This window comes from Flavobacterium pokkalii (assembly GCF_014596575.1).
Lineage (GTDB): Bacteria > Bacteroidota > Bacteroidia > Flavobacteriales > Flavobacteriaceae > Flavobacterium > Flavobacterium pokkalii.
The window spans coordinates 1-19,676 of the sequence record NZ_NASZ01000019.1; the positions used below are offsets into that span (position 1 = coordinate 1).

Genomic DNA, 19,676 nt, shown 5'->3' on the forward strand with positions numbered 1-19,676 from the left:
CCCTTTTTGAATGTATTTTTTATGAACATCTAAAGTATAAATTGTAGAAATACTGTTTACTTTTCCAGCTAAAGAAGCCACGATAGCTGCTGTTAAAGCCGCAACCGAAAGTCCCTTTAAACCTGTTGGCAAGAATGTTAACATCGCTGAGTAAGCTCCGTCTTTTCCTCCAACTAATTGTGGTAAATGACCTCCTTGGTACAACACATAAGCCGCAATACCTGGCAACATTACAATTACAGGCATTAATAATTTCAATAAACCAGCGAATAAAATTCCTGTACGGGCTGTTTGTAAATCAGCTCCAAGGGCTCTTTGTGTGATGTATTGGTTACATCCCCAATAGTTCAGATTGATAATCCAGATACCTGCTAAATAAGATAAAACTCCAGGGAATGTCAAATATTTATCAATTTCTAATTGTGTAGAAGTCGCTGTTGGACGTGGAATAATCATTTTGAAATGCTCCGGAGCTTCCTGCATCAATACGTTGAATCCGGCTATGGCATCTTTTCCAACACCAAAATATTCCCCTACTGTTGTTAATGCAATATAAGAAGTTACTAAACCTCCAATAATCAATACAGCAACCTGAATAACGTCGGTATAAGCTACCACTTTCATACCTCCCAAAGAGATAATCAAAGCAAAAACAGCCAATCCTAACATGATCACATGAAGGTAATCACCTCCTGCTAATCCGTTAATGGCAACGGCTCCTAAGTATAAAATAGAAGTTAAGTTTACAAAAACATACAAGAACAACCAGAAAACTGCCATAATCAAAGCCGTAGTTTCATTATAACGGGTGGTTAAGAATTGTGGCATGGTGTAAATCTTGTTTTTCAAATAAACCGGAATAAACCAAATCGCAATGATAATCAAAGCAATCGCTGCAATCCACTCATAAGCAGCAACGGCAATTCCTAAGAAGAAACCTTCTCCACTCATCCCGATAAATTGTTCTGCTGAAATGTTAGAAGCAATTAACGAAGCTCCAATGGCCCACCAGGTCAATGTTCCTTCGGCTAAGAAATACGCCTTAGCATCGTGTTCGTTTTGTTCACGCTTGCGGTAAACGATGTATCCGTAGATGGATACAATTAAAAAGTAAATTATAAATACTGCATAATCTGCAAATTCGAGACTTGAGCTCATAAGAAAATAATTTTTAGTTGATTAATATTAGTTGATAGATGTTAAATTGTTCGCGTTTTATTTATTATTCCTACTCAAAACAAACCTTTAAATTAGCCTTTTATGAATAATAAAAAGCTTCATTTCAAAGCTTCCGAATTTCGTTAAAATTCTCATTATAAAATCATGCATCTGTTTTATTATTAAACATTTTTTACGAAAAATGAAATCCAAAAGTAAAATAAAAATACTTATTTCCATCATTTTTTTAAATGTAAAAACAACATTTATAAAAAACAAAGCCGTTAAAACATTAAAAAACAACACTTTAACCACTGTAAAAAGTAGTCATTTTTTTCTACAACAAAAGTAATCAGAATCTCTATTCTTTAATTTTTATGCATTTTAATACAGCATTTGAATCTCTTTTAGTCCATATTCAACTAAATGATCATCTTCTAAAAGAACAATTAATTTCCCCGCAGCCGAAACTCCTTTTATAATTCCCATAAAGGTTTTTTCATCCTGAGTTTTAAACGGCATGGGGAGTCCGAGCTTAAAAAGCAAACTCATATAATGATCCCATAAAGTAGTTGCACTTAATTTTATAAGCTCCAGATTAGTCTTTAATTCCTGAACTATTAAATTCAAAATTTCTTCTTTATCAAAAATAGCATTAGCCACAACTGCCATCGAAGACGCTTTGGGTAAATCCGTAAAATCGGTTTGATTTACATTCAAACCAATTCCAATAATTGTAAAAACAGAACCGTCACTTTTAAAACTATTTTCAATCAAAATGCCAGCAATTTTGGAATTAGCTGACATAATGTCGTTTGGCCATTTAATACTCAAATTCTTAATATTGTTTTTTTTCAAAGCTTCAATTACCGACAAGGCCGTTGCAATATTCAACAGATAAGCCTCATCTGCATTGGTAATAAAACCTTTCACAAAAACACTCATTATTAGGTTTTTATACTTTTCAGAATTCCAAACAGCTCCCATTTGTCCTTTGCCCTTAGTTTGATTTTCGGCAGTAACCACAGTAAAATTTTCCAATTCCTGAGAACCCGATAAAGCTTTCAGAAAATCATTTGTAGAATCTATGGCATCGAGTTTGATTAGTTTCATTAGCAATTATTTTTGTAACATTTTTTAATATTATGTTAAGGTTCAAAAATAATCACAAAAAATGGTAACTTTACAAACTTATTATAAAAACAATTCATGGCAAAAAAGACTGTAAATAATGATGCTTTATTGGCAAACATTATCAAAGGAATAGAAGAAGTAAAAGGAAATGACATAGATATTCTCGACCTTAGAGAAATTGATAGCGCAGTTTGCGACTATTTTGTTATCTGCAACGGAAACTCAAATACTCAGGTTAACGCCATTGTTAACTCCATCCAAAAAATCGTTTCAAAAGAAATTAAAGACAAACCCTGGCATGTTGAAGGTACTGACAATGCCGAATGGGTACTTATGGACTATGTAAACATCGTAGTTCATGTTTTCCAAAAACAAATCAGAGAATATTATAATATCGAAAGTTTGTGGGGAGATGCAAAAATTACTACAATTGCAAACAAATACTAAAAAGAAAGATAAAAAATAATGGCAAAAGATAATAATCCAAATCCTAACAAATTTAGAATAAGTCCGTGGTTAGTATATACTGCCATTTTGCTTATTTTCTTGTTCATAAGCTTTATAACCGGCAGTTCTAACTTACAGGAACCGGCTCAGCTAAAATCCTCTAACATAGACAATATGTTAGCTAAAGGAGAAATAAAAAATGTAATTATTTTCAATAATAAAGATGCTGAAATCTACCTTTCTGACAAAGGCTTAAAAGATCCTGCCAATAAAAAAGTAGCCAAAGACATCTTTGACCGACCTAACAAAGGACCACATTACACCACAAAATTTGGTGATTTAAAATCTTTTCAGGAAAAACTGGATCAGGCTAAAGCAGAGAAAAAACTGGTTGATTATGATTTTAAAGAATCCAGCAACTGGTCGGATATCATTATTAGTTTACTTCCGGTAATCATCATCATTGCGGTGTGGATTTTTATCATGCGTAAAATGTCCGGTGGCGGTGCCGGAGGAGGCGGACAAATTTTTAGCATTGGAAAATCAAAAGCAAAACTTTTTGACGAAAAAACCGATGTTAAAACTACTTTTAAAGATGTAGCCGGACTGGAAGGTGCTAAAGAAGAAATTCAGGAAATCGTTGAATTCCTGAAAAACCCTGAAAAATATACCAATCTTGGAGGAAAAATCCCTAAAGGAGCTCTATTAGTTGGACCTCCGGGAACAGGAAAAACTTTGTTAGCCAAAGCCGTTGCCGGTGAAGCTCAGGTTCCGTTTTTCTCACTATCAGGTTCTGATTTCGTGGAAATGTTTGTAGGAGTTGGAGCTTCCAGAGTTCGTGATTTGTTCAAACAAGCCAAGGAAAAATCGCCTGCTATCATTTTTATTGACGAAATTGACGCCGTAGGTCGCGCCAGAGGAAAAAATAATTTCTCCGGTGGAAATGACGAAAGAGAAAACACCTTAAACCAATTATTAACGGAAATGGACGGTTTTGGTTCTAATTCCAGTGTAATAGTTTTAGCAGCGACAAACAGAGCCGATGTTTTAGACAAAGCTTTGATGCGTGCCGGACGTTTTGACAGACAAATTTTTGTTGACTTACCGGACGTTCGTGAACGTGCCGAAATTTTTAAAGTTCACCTTGCTCCTTTGAAAAAAGTAGAAGGTTTAGATCTTGACTTTTTAGCTAAACAAACTCCGGGGTTCTCTGGTGCTGATATTGCTAACGTATGTAACGAAGCCGCTTTAATTGCTGCCCGAAACAACAAAACTGCTGTTGACAAACAGGATTTCCTTGATGCTGTTGACCGTATTGTTGGAGGTTTGGAAAAGAAAAATAAAATCATCACTCCTGAAGAGAAAAAAGCAATCGCAATTCACGAAGCGGGTCACGCTACAGTAAGTTGGATGCTAGAACATGCTGCTCCGCTTATCAAAGTAACTATTGTTCCTCGCGGACAAAGTTTAGGTGCTGCCTGGTATTTACCGGAAGAACGCCAAATTGTTCGCACCGATCAAATGCTAGATGAAATGTGCGCTACAATGGGAGGTCGTGCTGCCGAAAAAGTTACATTCAATAAAATATCTACAGGAGCTTTAAGCGACTTAGAAAAAGTAACCCGTCAGGCGCGCGCAATGGTAACCGTTTATGGTTTGAATGACAAAATAGGAAACGTTACTTACTATGATTCTACCGGACAAAGTGAGTACAATTTCTCTAAGCCTTACTCGGATGAAACCGCTCAAATTATAGACAAAGAAATTTCTTTACTTATTGAAAACCAATACCAAAGAGCCATTCAGATTCTGGAAGAAAACAAAGACAAACTGAACCAATTAGCTGATATTCTTATCGAAAAAGAAGTAATTTTCAAAGACGATTTAGAAACAATTTTTGGAAAAAGAAACTTTGACAAAAATCTGGAAGAAAGAGTCTCTTAATAAGGCTTTTAATATAAATTATTTAAAATCTTAATTCAAAATCCCGTTTTGAATTAAGATTTTTTTATCTTTGGACGGTTACAAATAATATATCAAGTACCTAACAAAATATGAGTCTTTTTAGAAAACTTTTTGGATCTAGTAATTCATCTTCAGAAGAGGAAAAAGAAAGTCAGAGCACTAACTTTTTCCCTGAAAACAATATTTCTGTTGATGAACGATTTATCTATAATTTCAAAAAAAACGGGGGGAAATTTTTATACTGTGAAAACAACGAAGAAGTAAAAGACCAATTTGAAAATATTTTAGAAGAAAACGACTGGTTTGAAAGCGAAGTATTATGTTACGACCCTAAACTTTACGGGCTTTTGGACGAAAATAAACTTCCACACACCAATCCTTCCAAACCAAAATTCTTATTATCCAGTTGCGAAAATTTAATTGCTGAAGAAGGATCTATTCTTTTTTCCTCCAAACAAATTAAACAACACAAGCCTAACGAATTACCAACTAACATCGTTGTTTTGGCCACAACCAGCCAAATTTTGGCTATGAAAAGTGACGGACTTAGCGCCATCAAAAAGAAATACGAAAGAGATTATCCTACCAATATTACCGCTATAAAATATTTTGAGAAAGCAAAAGAAGAAGACTTTACCCAATACGGCAGTTCTGCTAAAAATCTTTATTTATTGCTTTTAGAAGATCTTTAAAATGAATGAAACTCTAAAAAGATCAATTTCAGGAGCTGTCTATATCGTTTTATTATTAGCTTCTATATTATACTCCACCGAAAGTTTTTTTATACTGTTTGGTATTTTTCTGCTTATTGCTATCGCTGAATTTTGCAATCTGACTCAGCTCAACAAAATACTTCCCTTAATTGTGGGAGCACTACTCTATTGCAGTATTACGCTAATTAGTCATTATAACCAATTAACGACCGATACTATCAATCAATATTTAGGAACTAATATTGAAATCACACTAAACATTCAACAGCTTAACATCATTTTATTAGCTACTACACTGGTAGTTTCGGTAAAATGCATCCTGTTTCTTTTTTATGACAATGTTCAAAAAATAAGTACTTCTTCTAAATACTTATATTTATTTGGCTACATCACACTTCCATTTGTGTTTATCACTAAAATTTCATTTGGTATCAAAGATTACAACCCAAAAATCATCATTGGATTATTCCTTTTAATCTGGACTAATGATACTTTTGCTTATATCGTTGGAAAATCCATTGGAAAACATAAATTATTGGAACGCATTTCACCGAAAAAAACGATTGAAGGTTTTGCCGGCGGAATTATTTTTGCCATTGTAGCAGGTTATTTAATTTCCAAATATTACATTCAGGCGAAACCTGAATTTAGCCAACAATCCATATTAATATGGACTTCCATTGCTGCTATTGTGGGCGTTTTTGGAACTATTGGCGATTTAATTGAATCTAAATTCAAACGAATTGCCGGTGTAAAAGACAGCGGAAACATCATGCCGGGTCACGGAGGTGTGCTAGATAGACTAGATAGTGTTATATTTGTAGCACCAATAATATTTTTATTTTATCAAATTTTAAATTATGTTTCATAAAGAAGGAACCAAAAGCATCTTATTAGCAATTATTTTTACTGCTATAGTTTTATTAATTTCTGACAATTTAACTGATATCTTTTGGTTAAAAAAAGGATTGCAAATCTTTGCTTTTTTAGTTTTGATTATCATTTTACAATTCTTTAGAAACCCAAAAAGAACTGTTGTTATCAACGAAAATCAAATTCTTGCTCCGGTTGACGGAAAAGTGGTCGTTATCGAAGAAGTTTACGAAGGTGAATATTTTAAGGACAAACGTTTGCAGGTTTCTATCTTTATGTCACCTATCAACGTTCACGTAACCCGTTATGCGATGAGCGGAATTGTAAAATTCAGCAAATACCATCCGGGTAAATTTTTAGTTGCCTGGCATCCAAAAGCCAGCGAAGAAAACGAAAGAACAACCGTAGTGGTAGAAAACAAAACTTTCGGAGCCGTTTTATACCGCCAAATTGCAGGAGCTTTAGCCCGACGAATTGTTAACTACGCCGAAGAAGGTATGCAGGTAGTGCAGGGAACTGACGCCGGTTTTATAAAATTTGGTTCAAGAGTGGATTTATTCTTACCTTTAGGTACACCAATAAACGTAGTTTTAAACCAAAAAGCTATTGGAGGAAAAACCATTATTGCAACAAAATAATAATGACCGAAAAAGATTTAGATACAAGATTTAACGAAGCCGTAGAAAAAGCTTCCAAAATGACTCAGGCATCTTTACCTCAGGATGTTCAGTTAAGACTTTATGCTTTTTACAAACAGGCAACTATTGGTTCAATGGAAATCAGACAAACTTCTAATTTTCATTTAAGAGACGCTTTTAAAACCAATGCCTGGATGCAAATAAGCCATCTTACTGCCGATGAGGCCAAAGAAAACTATATCGAAATCATTAATTCTCTTTGAAAATAACTTTTTATGAAAAAACTTTTCTTTCCATTAACAAGTTTATTTTTTTTTAGTCTCTTAATTTCATGCAACAACAAAAAACTAACCGAAGTTGTTGAAGTACCGCTTCCTACAGCTCAGGAAAAAGTAACTATTGGTTTTCCGGATGATGTAAAAGCTAATCCTGGTTCTTTTTTATTAGACAAATTACCGTATTCTTACGATGCCCTGGCTCCAACCGTTTCGCCTTTAACATTAGAAGTACACTATTCTAAGCATTATTTGTCATACACTAATAATCTGAATGAAGCCATTGCAGGTACAGAATACGAAAACATGTCTATCGAAGAAATTCTGGCTAAACTGGATGTCAACGATATGGAATTAAGAAACAATGCCGGAGGTTTTTACAACCATTCATTGTATTGGAAATCCATGGCTCCTAATACCGGAGGAAACCCTAAAGACACTATCGCTGCTGCAATCAACAGAGATTTTGGTTCTTTTAAAGATTTCAAAACCGCTTTTATTCAGGAAGCTACCCAACAATTTGGCTCTGCCTGGGTTTGGCTGATTGTAGATAAAACCGGTAAACTCAAAATTACCAGTTCACAAAATCAGGATAATCCGCTAATGAGAAATGCCGCTGTACCGGGAACGCCTATTTTAGCCTTAGACCTTTGGGAACACGCCTATTATTTAGGCTACCAATACCGAAGAAGAACGTACATCGATTCCTTTTTTAACGTAATCAATTGGGAAAAAGTAGATGAAAATTACCGCAATGCCTTTTTAAGGAAATATTAATTCCTTTTTCGAAATAAATTAAAAAAGCCAACACGTACAAAACTTAGTATGCGTTGGTTTTTTTTATGCTATTATCTCATAAACTTTCATAAAAGTTGCTGTTTCCAAAATCATAAATAAATAGTAATATTTATTGGGTTTGTTTCCTTTTTCATAAATTTGACAAAAATATACACCCTTGAATAAATCGCTATTTTTCATCTGTTTTAGCTTGTTTTTAATTACTTCACTACAAGTAAAAGCACAAGCTCCTAAAAAAATAATTATTGAGCATTCTGATTTTGCCGATGTTAATCAGACCGAAATGCCCGATGCCTTTTTACTTACCGGGAATGTAGTGGTCAATCATGACGGAGCAGTACTAACTTGTAACAAAGCCTATTATTTTCAAAAAGAAAATTACATCAAAGCTTTTGGAAATGTACAATTGGTTCAGGGAGACACCCTTTATCTAAACAGCAAATATGCCGAATACAATGGAAATGTAAAAAAAGCATTCGCCACCGGAGATGCCGTTTTAAGTTCGCCTAATGCAACCTTAAAAACGGACACTATTAATTTTGACCGCAATACTCAGGAAGCTTTTTACAATACCAAAGGAGTCATTACCAACAACGAAAACACACTGGAAAGTAACTCCGGAAAATATTATGTTGCCGAAAGAAAATTCCAGTTTTTAACCGCGGTAACGATTACCAATCCAAAATACGTTATCAAGTCCAATCATTTGGATTATTACAGCAATTCGGGACACTCCTATCTCTTTGGTCCTTCAACAATCACCAGTAAAAACAACTACATTTATACCGAAAAAGGTTTTTATGACACCAAGAAAAACCTGTCTCATTTTCTTCGAAAATCCTATATCAAATACGACGACCGACTCATAGAAGGCGACAGTTTGTATTACGACCGAAACAAAGAATTTGCCTCGGCTACGCGAAATGTAAAAATTACAGATTCAATCAACAAAGGCATCGTAAAAGGACATTATGCCGAAGTTTTCCAGAAAAAAGATTCGATGTTTGTTACTAAAAGAGCCGTAGCTATCAATTTTGTTGAAAACGATTCGGTTTATATTCACGGAAAAAAACTGATGGTTACCGGAAAAGAAGGCGACCGAATAATTCGTGCTTTCAACAATGTTCGTTTTTATAAAACCGATATGAGCGGAAAATGCGATTCGATTCACTCCAGCACTAAAACCGCTTTGACAAAACTCATCGGAAATCCAATTCTCTGGAATGGTGAAAGCCAGATAACCGGAGATATAATGCATCTCATTGGCAATCAAAAAACACAAAAACTGGACTCGCTCAAAGTCCTCAACAACACCTTTATTATTTCCAAAGACACACTCGGAACGGGCTATAATCAAATCAAAGGAATGAATCTCTTTGGGAAATTTGAAGAAGGAAAACTCCACGATGTGGACATCATCAAAAACGCCGAAGTTATTTATTATATGCGTAATGATGACAAAGAACTCATTGGAATTAACAAAAATGTAAGCAGTAAAATCAATATTCTTTTTGACAAAAACACTATCGAAACCATTACTTTTTTCCAACAGGTGGATGGCGATATTTATCCCGAAGAAGAATTGGACGAACACGACCGAAAATTCAGAGGATTTAAATGGCGCGCTGATGAACGAATTAAATCCAAAGATGATATTTTTCCGGAAGAAGAAAATCTATACAACGAGAAAATGATTGAGGAAACTAAAAAGGACGAAGCCAAACCAAACGTCCCAATGGAAGTCAGAAAAGAAACACTCAATTACGACAAAAAGAAGAAAAAGAAGTAATCAGATTACAGGCAGCAGAAAGCAGATTTCAGATTTATAAAACTCTGTGAACTTTGTTATTAAAAAATAATTTTTGTTTCTTCTTGAAAATATTTTAAAAAAATAATAATTAAAATAAAAACTCCCTGAACTTTGCGAAAATCTTTGCAAACTTTGCGGTAAAAATAACGTGAATAACGACTTCTTAAAATACCAGGCACAAACTTCACCTTACCCATTGGGCATGGAAGTTTCACATGCCATTGGTTCTTATATCTACGGCACCAATAATAAAAAATACCTTGATTTTGTTGCCGGCGTTTCGGCTTGTACTTTAGGACATCAGCCACCACGTGTCAATCAGGCGATTAAAGATCAATTGGACAAATATTCGCACGTTATGGTTTATGGCGAATATTCGCAAAGTCCGGCAGTGGAATATTGCAAATTGATGGCTTCGCTCCTGCCCGCTCCTTTGGACAAAACTTATTTAGTCAATTCCGGAACGGAAGCAATTGAAGGTTCTTTAAAATTAGCCCGAAGAGTAACCGGCAGAAGCCAATGGATTTCCTGCTATAATGCTTATCATGGCAATACCATGGGTTCGATGAGCGTCATGGGATTTGAAGAACGCAAACAAGCCTTTCGCCCTTTAATTCCCGATGTCGATTTTATCACCTTCAATAATGAAGCCGATTTAGAAAAAATCACAACCAAAACCGCCGGAGTTTTACTGGAAACCATTCAGGGAGGTGCCGGATTTATTGAACCACACAACGATTTCCTGAAAAAAGTGCGCGCCCGTTGTACTGAAGTAGGTGCTTTGTTAATTTTGGACGAAATCCAACCGGGTTTTGGAAGAACCGGAAAATTATTTGGTTTCCAAAATTACGACATTGTCCCTGATATTATTGCCATGGGAAAAGGAATGGGGGGTGGAATGCCGGTAGGTGCTTTTACTGCTTCATCGGCGATGATGGATTTATTAACTGAGAATCCAAAACTGGGTCATATCACCACCTTTGGCGGACATCCTGTCATTGCGGCAGCCTGTTTAGCTACTTTGAAAGAATTAACTGAAACCAATTTAATGGAAGAAGCTTTAGAAAAAGAAAAGCTCTTCAGATCACTTTTGGTACACCCTTTGATACAGGAAATTAGAGGAAAAGGATTGATGCTGGCTGCAATGACCGCAGACGCCTCAATCACGAATGAAGTGATTTTAAAATGTCAGGACAAAGGACTTATATTATTCTGGCTCCTTTTTGAAGGATGCGCCATCAGAATTACCCCTCCTTTAACCATTTCTAAAGAAGAAATACGTGAAGGATGCGCTATAATGCTCGAAGTGATGGATGAAGTATTGGCTTCCCAAAAAAAATAACACCATACTTCCCCATTTTGTTAATTAAATTGTTCACAATAAATCATTTTTTTCTTCAAAAATAACCCTAAGGATGCCTAACTTTAAGCTAGGTCAAATTCTAAAAACAGACAGTATGCAACTAAGCAACGAAGAAGAAGATTATAACTTATCGCTATCCAAATTTGAGTCGATGTTGAAAACCAACAAAGTACTCTTTTTTGACTCTGAAGAATTTGAAGAAATCATACTTCATTATCTCGACAGCGGTAAGGCCGCTTTAGCGAAAAAAGCACTTAAATTAGCATTAGACCAACACCCTAAATCTACAGGTTTAAAACTGGTTCAGGTAGAAATGCTGGTTTATGATGACAAATTGGATATAGCCGAGAAATTACTTAACGAACTATATGCCATTGAGCCGCACAATGAAGAAATTTACATTCAAAAGGCAAATATCTGTTCTAAAAGAGACCAACATGAAAAAGCCGTTGAATTGTTAAAAATTGCTTTACAATACACCGATGATTATGCCGATGTGTATAATTTAATCGGGATGGAATACCTCTTTATGGACAATCTGGAAATGGCCAAGGAAAGTTTTATCAAATGTCTGGAAGAAGATATCGAAGATCAGTCTGCCTTGTACAATGTCGTGTATTGCTTTGAATTTTTAGACCAAAACGAAGAAGCCATAAAATTCTTAGACGAGTATATTGAAAAAAATCCGTACAGCGAAATTGCCTGGCACCAAAAAGGCCGTTTGCATTACGGACTAAAAGATTACGAAAATGCCATTCGCGCTTTTGACTACGCCACTTTAATTGATGATGAATTTTTAGGTGCTTTCATGGAAAAAGCCAAAGCGCTGGAGCGTTTAGGCAAATTAGAAGAAGCCATCGAAAGTTACAATAGAACTATCGAATTAGAAGACGCAACTTCTTATGCCTTGCTTCGAATAGGAAAATGCCATGAAAAACTGGGACACAAAGCTGAGGCATTGAAATTTTACAATCAAACCGTTCACGAAGATCCGTTATTGGACAAAGGTTGGATTGCCATTACCGATTTTTATTTGCGTGAGCAAAACTTCCAAAAAGCTTTGTTTTATGTCAATAAAGCATTGGCTATCGACAATCAAAATCGCTTGTACTGGAAAAGATATGCAACTATCAACAAACAGATGAACTTTTTTGAAGAAGCTGAATTTGGCTATCGAAAAGCAGTAGAATTTGGAGATACCGAAATTGACACCTGGTTGTTTTGGGTTGATATTTTACAATTTTTAGGCGAATTTGAAACGGCTATTCACACCTTATTAGAAGCCACCGATTATTTTCCGGAAGAAAGCGAAATCGAATACCGTTTATCCGGTCTATATTTTATGATTAATGATGATCGAAAAGCTAAAATTCACTTAAGCAATGCGCTTCGTCTGAATTTTGACAACTATGTCCTGATTGAAGATTTATTTCCGGTAGTTTGGGAGCAAAAAATGGTGCAAAATTATATCGAAAAACACAATAAACAATAATGACCCAAAATTCTAAAAAGCGCTTCGGGCTACTGGGGCGCAATATCAGTTATTCCTTTTCTAAAGGACATTTTACAAAAAAATTCGAAAACGAAAAATACCAGGGCTACACCTACGAAAACTTTGATATTCAGGAAATCGGTGCATTTCCTGATATCATTAAAAATACTGAAAATCTAAGCGGGATGAATGTTACCATTCCATACAAAGAAGAAGTAATTCCTTTTTTAGACAAATTATCTAAAAAGGCCACTAAAATTGGAGCTGTAAACACCATTAAATTCACTAAAAAAGGAAAATTAAAAGGTTACAACACCGATTATTTTGGATTCCTAAAATCCTTAAAACCTTTATTACAACCGCATCATAAAAAAGCCTTAATTCTGGGAACCGGAGGCGCTTCTAAAGGAGTTGCTTTTGCCTTGGAAGAATTAGGAATTGGATACACCTTTGTTTCCCGAAAAGCATCTGAAAAAGCCATCGATTATAGTCAGCTGAATTCCGATATTTTTCAAGAATACCAAATCATTATCAATTCGACACCAATAGGTACAAGCCCAAATATTGAAGCCTGTCCTGAGATTCCTTATGAATTCTTTACTGACAAACATATCGCTTACGATTTGATTTACAATCCGGCTGAAACCCAATTTTTAAAAAATGCCAAAGAACGTGGCGCACAAATTAAAAACGGCTTAGATATGCTTATTTTTCAGGCCGAAAAAGCCTGGGAAATCTGGAATAAATAAAAAATAAAAAGATAACAATTTATTATTATCAAATTCGGGTACAATCGAGGATTTAACATTAAAAAACCGCGATTGTACCCGATTTGGCATTATTTGTGAGTCAAAAAAGACTAAAAATCATTTACAATTAACTTATGACTTTAAAAAAAAACCTATTTCTGTTAAGTGCTTTCTTCTTATTTACTTCCACAATTTTTGCCGAAATAACACTACCTAAAATTTTAGGACACAATATGGTGTTACAACAAAAGAAAAAAGTGGCAATTTGGGGAACGGCAACTGCGGGCGAGAAAATTTCGGTTGCTTTTGCCGGACAAAACAAAAGCACAATTACCGATAAATCCGGGAATTGGATGATAAACCTCAATCCGTTGAAGGCCTCATTCGAAGCTCGGGAAATGATTATTAAAGGAAAAAATACTATTGTTTTAAAAAATATTTTGGTGGGAGAAGTATGGCTGTGTTCCGGACAATCCAACATGGAATATGCGATGCGCAAATACAGTAATTATGAAACCAAAACCAAAGGATATCATCCGCCGGAAGACGATTTAACCAAAGCAAATAATACCAATATCCGCATCTTTCTGGATCGAAGAAAATACATGGATCCGGATCCGGAACATTTAGGTTGGGACGCCGCCATGGGACGCTCTTTAGTCGATTTTTCGGCTGTGGGTTATTATTTTGCTAAAGATTTATACAACAAACTCCATGTTCCTATCGGAATGATTTCGGCTGCTGTACCGGGAAGCCGTATCGAGCCCTGGATTCAATCTTCAAAATTAGATTTTGAACCCAAATTAAAAAACGGAAAAATGCTGAACAAACTCAATAATGACGGTGGCGACAGCGGAAAATTTTACGACACGATGATTCAACCGTTAATTCCTTATACTCTTAAAGGATTTTTATGGTATCAGGGCGAATCCAATTGTTTTTTGGGTGAAAACATAAGTTATGCCTACAAATTAAAAACATTAATTGAAAGCTGGCGCAACGACTGGAAAGACAAAAAACTACCTTTCTATTTTGTACAAATTGCCCCTTATAATTATTCGGCATCCAAAGACAAACCGCTTACTACGGAAACACTTCCAAAATTCTGGGAAGCCCAGGCTTTGAATTTAAAATTAAAAAATACCGCCCTTGCTACTATCACTGATTTAACCGATACGATAACCGAATTGCATCCGGGATACAAATGGGAAGTTGGCCGAAGATTGAGTCTGATTGCTGCTAACAAAGCGTATGGACAAAAAAATGTAGTTTGTTCCGGACCAGTATTCCAAAAAATGAAAACAGTAAACAACACAATTGAAATCAGTTTTTCAAATACTGGCAGCGGTTTAGTCAGCCGTGACGGAAAATCATTAAGTTGGTTTAGCATTGCCGGAGCCGATGGAGAATATGTACCCGCCAAAGCTGAAATAAAAGGCAATACCGTAATTGTATCTTCTCCTGAAATAGCACATCCCTACTCGGTTCGTTTTGGATGGAATGAAGCCGCTCAGTCTAATTTTATCAATAAAGAAGGCTTGCCTGCAGTTCCTTTTAGAAGTGACAATCCCTGGAAAAAGCTTTTTTAATTAAAATTACGCTATATACAAAGTCCTGCTTCGGTGGGACTTTTTCTTTCCCTTCCATTTCTCTCTCAGATATTTTACAAAAATTACTGTATATTTACTATCAACCAAACCCTTGATTATGAATAAACCACTTTTTTGTAGTCTGTTTTTATTAATTGCCTTTTTTTTAAATGCACAAACAAAATCATCCTATCAATCTTTAGACCCAAAAAATCCAATTACTTTTAAAGGAAAAACCATCAGTTATCAGGGAAAAACCATCTCATTAGGACCAAAAGCCTTTTTTATAGATGCTCAGTTCAGTAAAGAACAGCTCTCCAAATATCCTTATGTATTTAACTCTATCAATGATGCGGTAAAACAACTTAGCAACGGAACGGAAACAGCACCAATGAGTTTGTACATTGCTCCAAACGTGTACTGGGTTGACAATCCTGATGACCCGGAAATCAGAAAACCGGAAGGAGATGGAACTGTACCTTATGCCTTAAATATTAAATGCGATTGGTTACGCTTTTTGGGTTTAACCAACAATCCCGAAAACGTAGTCATTGCAGCTAATCGCGGGCAAACTATAGGCGCTATAGGTAATTTTACGCTTTTTAAAATATCTGGCGAAGGAACCAATGCTGAAAATGTCACTTTTGGAAATTATTGTAATGTAGATTTAAACTTCCCTTTAAAACCTGAACTTAACAGAGTAAAAAGAGCAACAGCAATTGTACAGGCACAACTCATCCATTGTGATGGCGATAAAATTCTGGCCAGAAACTGCCGATTTATCAGCCGACTGAATCTTTGTCCTTTTACGGGAGGGAAAAGGGTTCTTTTTGACCGCTGCCACTTTGAATCAACTGATGATGCACTTTGCGGAACAGCTGTTTATCTCAATTCAACCTTAGACTTTTACAGTTCTAAACCATTTTATTGGACAAAAGGTACTGGTGCTGCTTTTTTAAATTGTAAAATACATTCGTTAACCAACGGGAATCAATTTTTTACAAAAGCAAATGGACAACTGGCAGTTATAGATACAAAATTCACTGCCGAAAATCCGATTTATTTGGGCTGGAATGATAATCTGCCACTCACAACCCGCAATTATCAATATTTGGTTAGTTTAAATAACAATCCTGTGTTAATTGAAAACAAAAATCCCGAATCGACTATCGATATGAGCAATTTGGATGTTTTAAATGCTTATCGGTTTAATTTTAAAGGAAAAACTATTTACAACACCTACAATCTTTTAGCCGGAAATGACGATTGGGATCCAATGAACATCAAAAATATCGTTTTAACCGCCGAAAAAGAACAAGGCAAAAAACTACGTTTTTTACCCACACAACTATTAATTGAATCCTCTCAAAAAACTTTAGAAACCAAAAAAGACAAAGCTTTATTAAAAGCCTCTGCCTTTCGTTTTGGAAATTATGAAGTACAACCCGAAAAGATAAACTGGTCAGTAGCCTCTCAGGACAAAACTATTATTGAATTAAAACCTTCTGCAAACAGCAACGAATGCGAAATTATTCCAAATCTTTTAGACGGAGACTCCAGAAATGTTATCATTACAGCCAAAACCACATCAGGCTTAGAAGCGGCTGTAGTGATTAAAATTAGTCCGCCAAAATTAGAAAGTCCGATTTTTACAGAAGCTCCTCATTTTGCAAAAATCAACAACGGTATTCTTAACGTTCAGTATAAGATAAATACCGATTTCAAAGACCAAACAATCATAAACTACTACCGATGCACCGATAACAAAGGCGGAAATCCGATTGAAATTGCGGTTTCAAGAGATAATATCCCTTTAACAGAATATCCATTAACCATCGCCGATTCGTCTTATTACATTATGGCGACACTTGCCCCAAAAAACAATCGCAGTGATGCCGGAAAAACTATAAAAATAGTGACTCAAAAAGCCATTTCAGCCAATGAAATTACAGCAAACAAAAATACCTTGATAGCTGATTTCAAAAACAGTTCAACCAAAAATCAATTGGAAATTATTCCCGGATTTTGGACTTTTTCTCCTTTAGACAAAGAAGACATCAATAATTCAAACCCAAAAGACGCCTGGTATTTTGGCGAAGGATTTGATGGTGCTGCCAATCAGTTTGGACTTTTACCAACAGGCAGAAGTGCCCGCCTGCTCTACACTCCCGTAAAAAGAAATTATACCGACATGACATTTAATCTCCAAGTGACACCATTTAAAACCGCCGGTCAGGGATTTAGTGTTGCGCATATGTACATGGACATTCTGATTAAATGGGATGCCAAAACTAATTCAGGCTATGCGTTACGTTTCATCCGAACTACAAAACACCACGATGCTGTAGATTGCATTTTATTGGAATATCAAAACGGAATTTCATATGAAATCAGCAAAGCTGTAACCACACACGCTTTTAACGGTCGTTGCAATATCAGTCTGGAAGTAAAAAACAATCATTTGACAGCAGCTTTGAGCAACAAACCGACAGATTCACTTACTGCAAACAATCAACAGGAAACGATTCTTAGTGCTCTTATCAAACCTTCAATTTGGGGCGGTTTTGGAATTTTTTATAACGGAGGTTCGCAAACCATGATAAACGAAATTCAAACGAGTTGGAAATAAAAAACAGAATTATAAAGCACAAAAAAAGCCTCTTCTTTCGAAGAGGCTTTTGATTTTGGGTGGATGATGGGGTTCGAACCCACGACCCTCGGCACCACAAACCGATGCTCTAACCAGCTGAGCTACAACCACCATTTGTTTTTTGCTTGTTTGCGGTGGCAAAGATACAACAGAAATCGAGTTCTCCAAACATTTTTTTAATAAAAATTAAAAAAAATTATCGTAAATCCGCTAAACTATTGACAGCCAATAATCTTTCAACTGTAAATCCTTCCGCAAATTCTAAGCCAACCAAGCGCCCAAGGTCTCTGGAACGATAATTTAAGCTCTCAAAAAAGTTTTTGGAGGTAATTGGCGACTCCGGTTCATTGGAATTAGGGTCATAAAATTGTGAACGATAAGCCAAAATGGCCTCTATTTTCTTTTCGGTGAATCCGGTGATGTCCACTACAAAATCAGGTTCGATATTTTTCCACTGAATGTAATGGTACACCACTTTGGGGCGCCAGGCTTTTTGAAACTTCCCTCCTGACTCCGTTTCTATTTTCATCAATCCGGATAAAAAGCAAGCATCGGAAACTAACTTACTCCCTTTTGCATGATCAATATGACGGTCATCTACCGCATTGCATAAAACAATCTCAGGTTGGTACTTGCGAATCATTTTAATAATTTCAATTTGGTGTTTTTCATCATTCACAAAAAAACCATCTCTCATATTTAAATTCTCGCGAACCGAAACACCTAATATTTTAGCCGCTGCGGCTGCTTCCTCATCTCTGATTTCAGCTGATCCGCGGGTTCCTAATTCGCCACGGGTCAAATCAATAATTCCAACTTTTTTCCCTAAAGAAACTTCTTTTAAAATAGTCCCCGCACATCCTAATTCTACATCATCCGGATGCGCTCCAAACGCTAATATATCTAATTTCATTATTTTGTTTCTCTTTTCTCTTTTTTCTATTTTCTGCCTTCTAACTTCAAAGCACACTTTTCATCGTCATCGATTTATTCACACTTTCATTCCATTCTTTCTCAGGAATACTTTCTTTCGTAATCCCGCATCCAATGTACAAATACGCCTGTCTGGACTTAATTTGCATGCAACGCAAATTCACATACAAATCAGATTTTTGCTTTTTCTCGGCAAAATCTTTTTTATTCAATTCGCCTAAAAATCCCGTATAATATTCCCGATTGTAATCTTCATTTTCTAAAATAAATGCTTTTGCCACTTCTTTTGGCAAACCACAAACGGCAGGTGTAGGATGCAATACCGAAACCACCTGATTTAACCTGGATTCTTTATTAATAACCCCTTCAATATCGGTTTTAATATGCAATACATTTCCCGCCTGAACAGTGTACGGGCTCGAAATTGCCACCTCGGAAGTTAAGCCCTTAAGATTTTCCAAAATATAATCGGTAACATATTGTTGTTCTTCGACCTCTTTTTGTTCCCAAATCACATCGGTTTTCCCTTCAAAATTTTGTGTTCCGGCTAAGGCCATCGTACAAAACTTTTTCTTACTCGCTTTTAACAAACGCTCCGGCGTGGCTCCCATCCACAAACCTATTTTTGGATGGTACCAACAATAGCAAAATGCTGTTGGAAAACGTTGAATTAATTTAGTAAAAGCGGTAACCAAATCAAAATCCGGAACCTCCAGAATTTCTTTTCGGGAAAGCACCACCTTAGTCAATTCGCCATTTTTAATCGCTGTAATTGCTTTTTGAATCAAATTTTCAAAATGCGATTTTTCCTCAACATTATCTTCCGAAGCGTAAACATGTGAATGATTTTCATCAAATGAAACTATATCCGATTCCCAAATTACCGATTGGTTCTTGGGTATCAAAATCATCTGACTGCCATCAAAAGGAGCAAAGACAAAACCGGTTTCATCTAAGGTTTCGGCAAAATACAAATGATCATTTTTTTGAAAAAAACCTCTCACTTCTGTTTTATAAGGTTTACTGTAAATCACAAAAGGTAGTTTTTGGGCTTCCTGCTGCTTCACTTTTATAAAAAAATCAATCATA

The 19,676-nt window shown here is 35.7% G+C and carries 17 protein-coding genes and 1 tRNA gene; 13 read left to right on the forward strand and 5 right to left on the reverse strand.

Features of this window, described 5'->3' with window-relative positions:
- Together B6A10_RS11865 and B6A10_RS11870 are read right to left on the reverse strand one after the other, a co-directional pair.
- Window positions 1-1,158 (reverse strand): sodium:solute symporter family transporter (locus tag B6A10_RS11865; protein WP_188221047.1); only part of this gene is annotated, 1,158 nt, incomplete at its 3' end.
- A gap of 384 nt (window positions 1,159-1,542) precedes the next feature.
- Complete coding sequence (locus B6A10_RS11870; RefSeq protein ID WP_188221048.1) at window positions 1,543-2,271, reverse strand: biotin--[acetyl-CoA-carboxylase] ligase; 729 nt, start codon at window positions 2,269-2,271, stop codon at window positions 1,543-1,545.
- A gap of 96 nt (window positions 2,272-2,367) precedes the next feature.
- On the opposite strand from B6A10_RS11870, the gene rsfS reads away from it, so the two are divergent.
- From rsfS to B6A10_RS11935, 13 genes are all read left to right on the forward strand, one after another.
- A complete protein-coding gene (rsfS, locus tag B6A10_RS11875; protein WP_026715516.1) occupies window positions 2,368-2,739 on the forward strand; it encodes a ribosome silencing factor in 372 nt (123 codons plus the stop codon).
- 18 nt (window positions 2,740-2,757) lie between these two features.
- Window positions 2,758-4,683: an ATP-dependent zinc metalloprotease FtsH gene (gene ftsH, locus B6A10_RS11880; RefSeq protein WP_188221049.1), complete on the forward strand. Its 1,926-nt coding sequence runs from the start codon at window positions 2,758-2,760 to the stop codon at window positions 4,681-4,683.
- Between the two features lie 110 nt (window positions 4,684-4,793).
- On the forward strand, window positions 4,794-5,396 hold the full coding sequence (locus B6A10_RS11885; protein WP_188221050.1) for a lactate utilization protein B/C: 603 nt from the start codon (window positions 4,794-4,796) through the stop codon (window positions 5,394-5,396).
- 1 nt (window position 5,397) lies between these two features.
- Window positions 5,398-6,288: a phosphatidate cytidylyltransferase gene (locus tag B6A10_RS11890; protein ID WP_188221051.1), complete on the forward strand. Its 891-nt coding sequence runs from the start codon at window positions 5,398-5,400 to the stop codon at window positions 6,286-6,288.
- On the forward strand, window positions 6,278-6,928 hold the full coding sequence (locus tag B6A10_RS11895; RefSeq protein ID WP_055092615.1) for a phosphatidylserine decarboxylase family protein: 651 nt from the start codon (window positions 6,278-6,280) through the stop codon (window positions 6,926-6,928). The genes B6A10_RS11890 and B6A10_RS11895 overlap by 11 nt, the downstream gene beginning before the upstream one ends.
- Before the next feature lie 2 nt (window positions 6,929-6,930).
- Complete coding sequence (locus B6A10_RS11900; RefSeq protein WP_026715511.1) at window positions 6,931-7,191, forward strand: acyl-CoA-binding protein; 261 nt, start codon at window positions 6,931-6,933, stop codon at window positions 7,189-7,191.
- Window positions 7,192-7,203: 12 nt separating this feature from the next.
- Complete coding sequence (locus B6A10_RS11905) at window positions 7,204-7,980, forward strand: superoxide dismutase (protein ID WP_188221052.1); 777 nt, start codon at window positions 7,204-7,206, stop codon at window positions 7,978-7,980.
- Window positions 7,981-8,158: 178 nt separating this feature from the next.
- Entirely contained in the window at window positions 8,159-9,790 is a 1,632-nt protein-coding gene (locus B6A10_RS11910; RefSeq protein WP_188221053.1) for an OstA-like protein, read from the forward strand.
- A gap of 169 nt (window positions 9,791-9,959) precedes the next feature.
- Entirely contained in the window at window positions 9,960-11,153 is a 1,194-nt protein-coding gene (locus B6A10_RS11915; protein ID WP_188221054.1) for an aspartate aminotransferase family protein, read from the forward strand.
- Between the two features lie 115 nt (window positions 11,154-11,268).
- Window positions 11,269-12,666: a tetratricopeptide repeat protein gene (locus B6A10_RS11920; RefSeq protein WP_055092985.1), complete on the forward strand. Its 1,398-nt coding sequence runs from the start codon at window positions 11,269-11,271 to the stop codon at window positions 12,664-12,666.
- The gene (locus B6A10_RS11925; protein ID WP_188221055.1) at window positions 12,666-13,415 is read left to right on the forward strand and encodes a shikimate dehydrogenase family protein; all 750 of its coding nucleotides are present in this window, start codon (window positions 12,666-12,668) and stop codon (window positions 13,413-13,415) included. Before B6A10_RS11920 ends, B6A10_RS11925 begins: the two co-directional genes overlap by 1 nt.
- 134 nt (window positions 13,416-13,549) lie before the next feature.
- Window positions 13,550-15,004 (forward strand): sialate O-acetylesterase, encoded by a 1,455-nt coding sequence (locus B6A10_RS11930; protein WP_202986219.1) that lies wholly within the window; start codon window positions 13,550-13,552, stop codon window positions 15,002-15,004.
- Between the two features lie 118 nt (window positions 15,005-15,122).
- Window positions 15,123-17,633: a PemB family protein gene (locus B6A10_RS11935; protein WP_188221056.1), complete on the forward strand. Its 2,511-nt coding sequence runs from the start codon at window positions 15,123-15,125 to the stop codon at window positions 17,631-17,633.
- Between the two features lie 58 nt (window positions 17,634-17,691).
- Here the strand turns inward: B6A10_RS11935 and B6A10_RS11940 are convergent.
- The 3 genes from B6A10_RS11940 to B6A10_RS11950 form a co-directional block, all read right to left on the reverse strand.
- Window positions 17,692-17,765 (reverse strand) — tRNA-His (locus B6A10_RS11940).
- A gap of 85 nt (window positions 17,766-17,850) precedes the next feature.
- Window positions 17,851-18,567 carry a bacillithiol biosynthesis deacetylase BshB1 gene (gene bshB1 / locus B6A10_RS11945; RefSeq protein ID WP_055092636.1) on the reverse strand — a complete coding sequence of 239 codons (717 nt, stop codon included), beginning with the start codon at window positions 18,565-18,567 and terminating at the stop codon, window positions 17,851-17,853.
- 46 nt (window positions 18,568-18,613) lie between these two features.
- Entirely contained in the window at window positions 18,614-19,675 is a 1,062-nt protein-coding gene (locus tag B6A10_RS11950; RefSeq protein WP_188221057.1) for an isochorismate synthase, read from the reverse strand.
- Between the last annotated feature and the right edge of the window lies 1 nt (window position 19,676).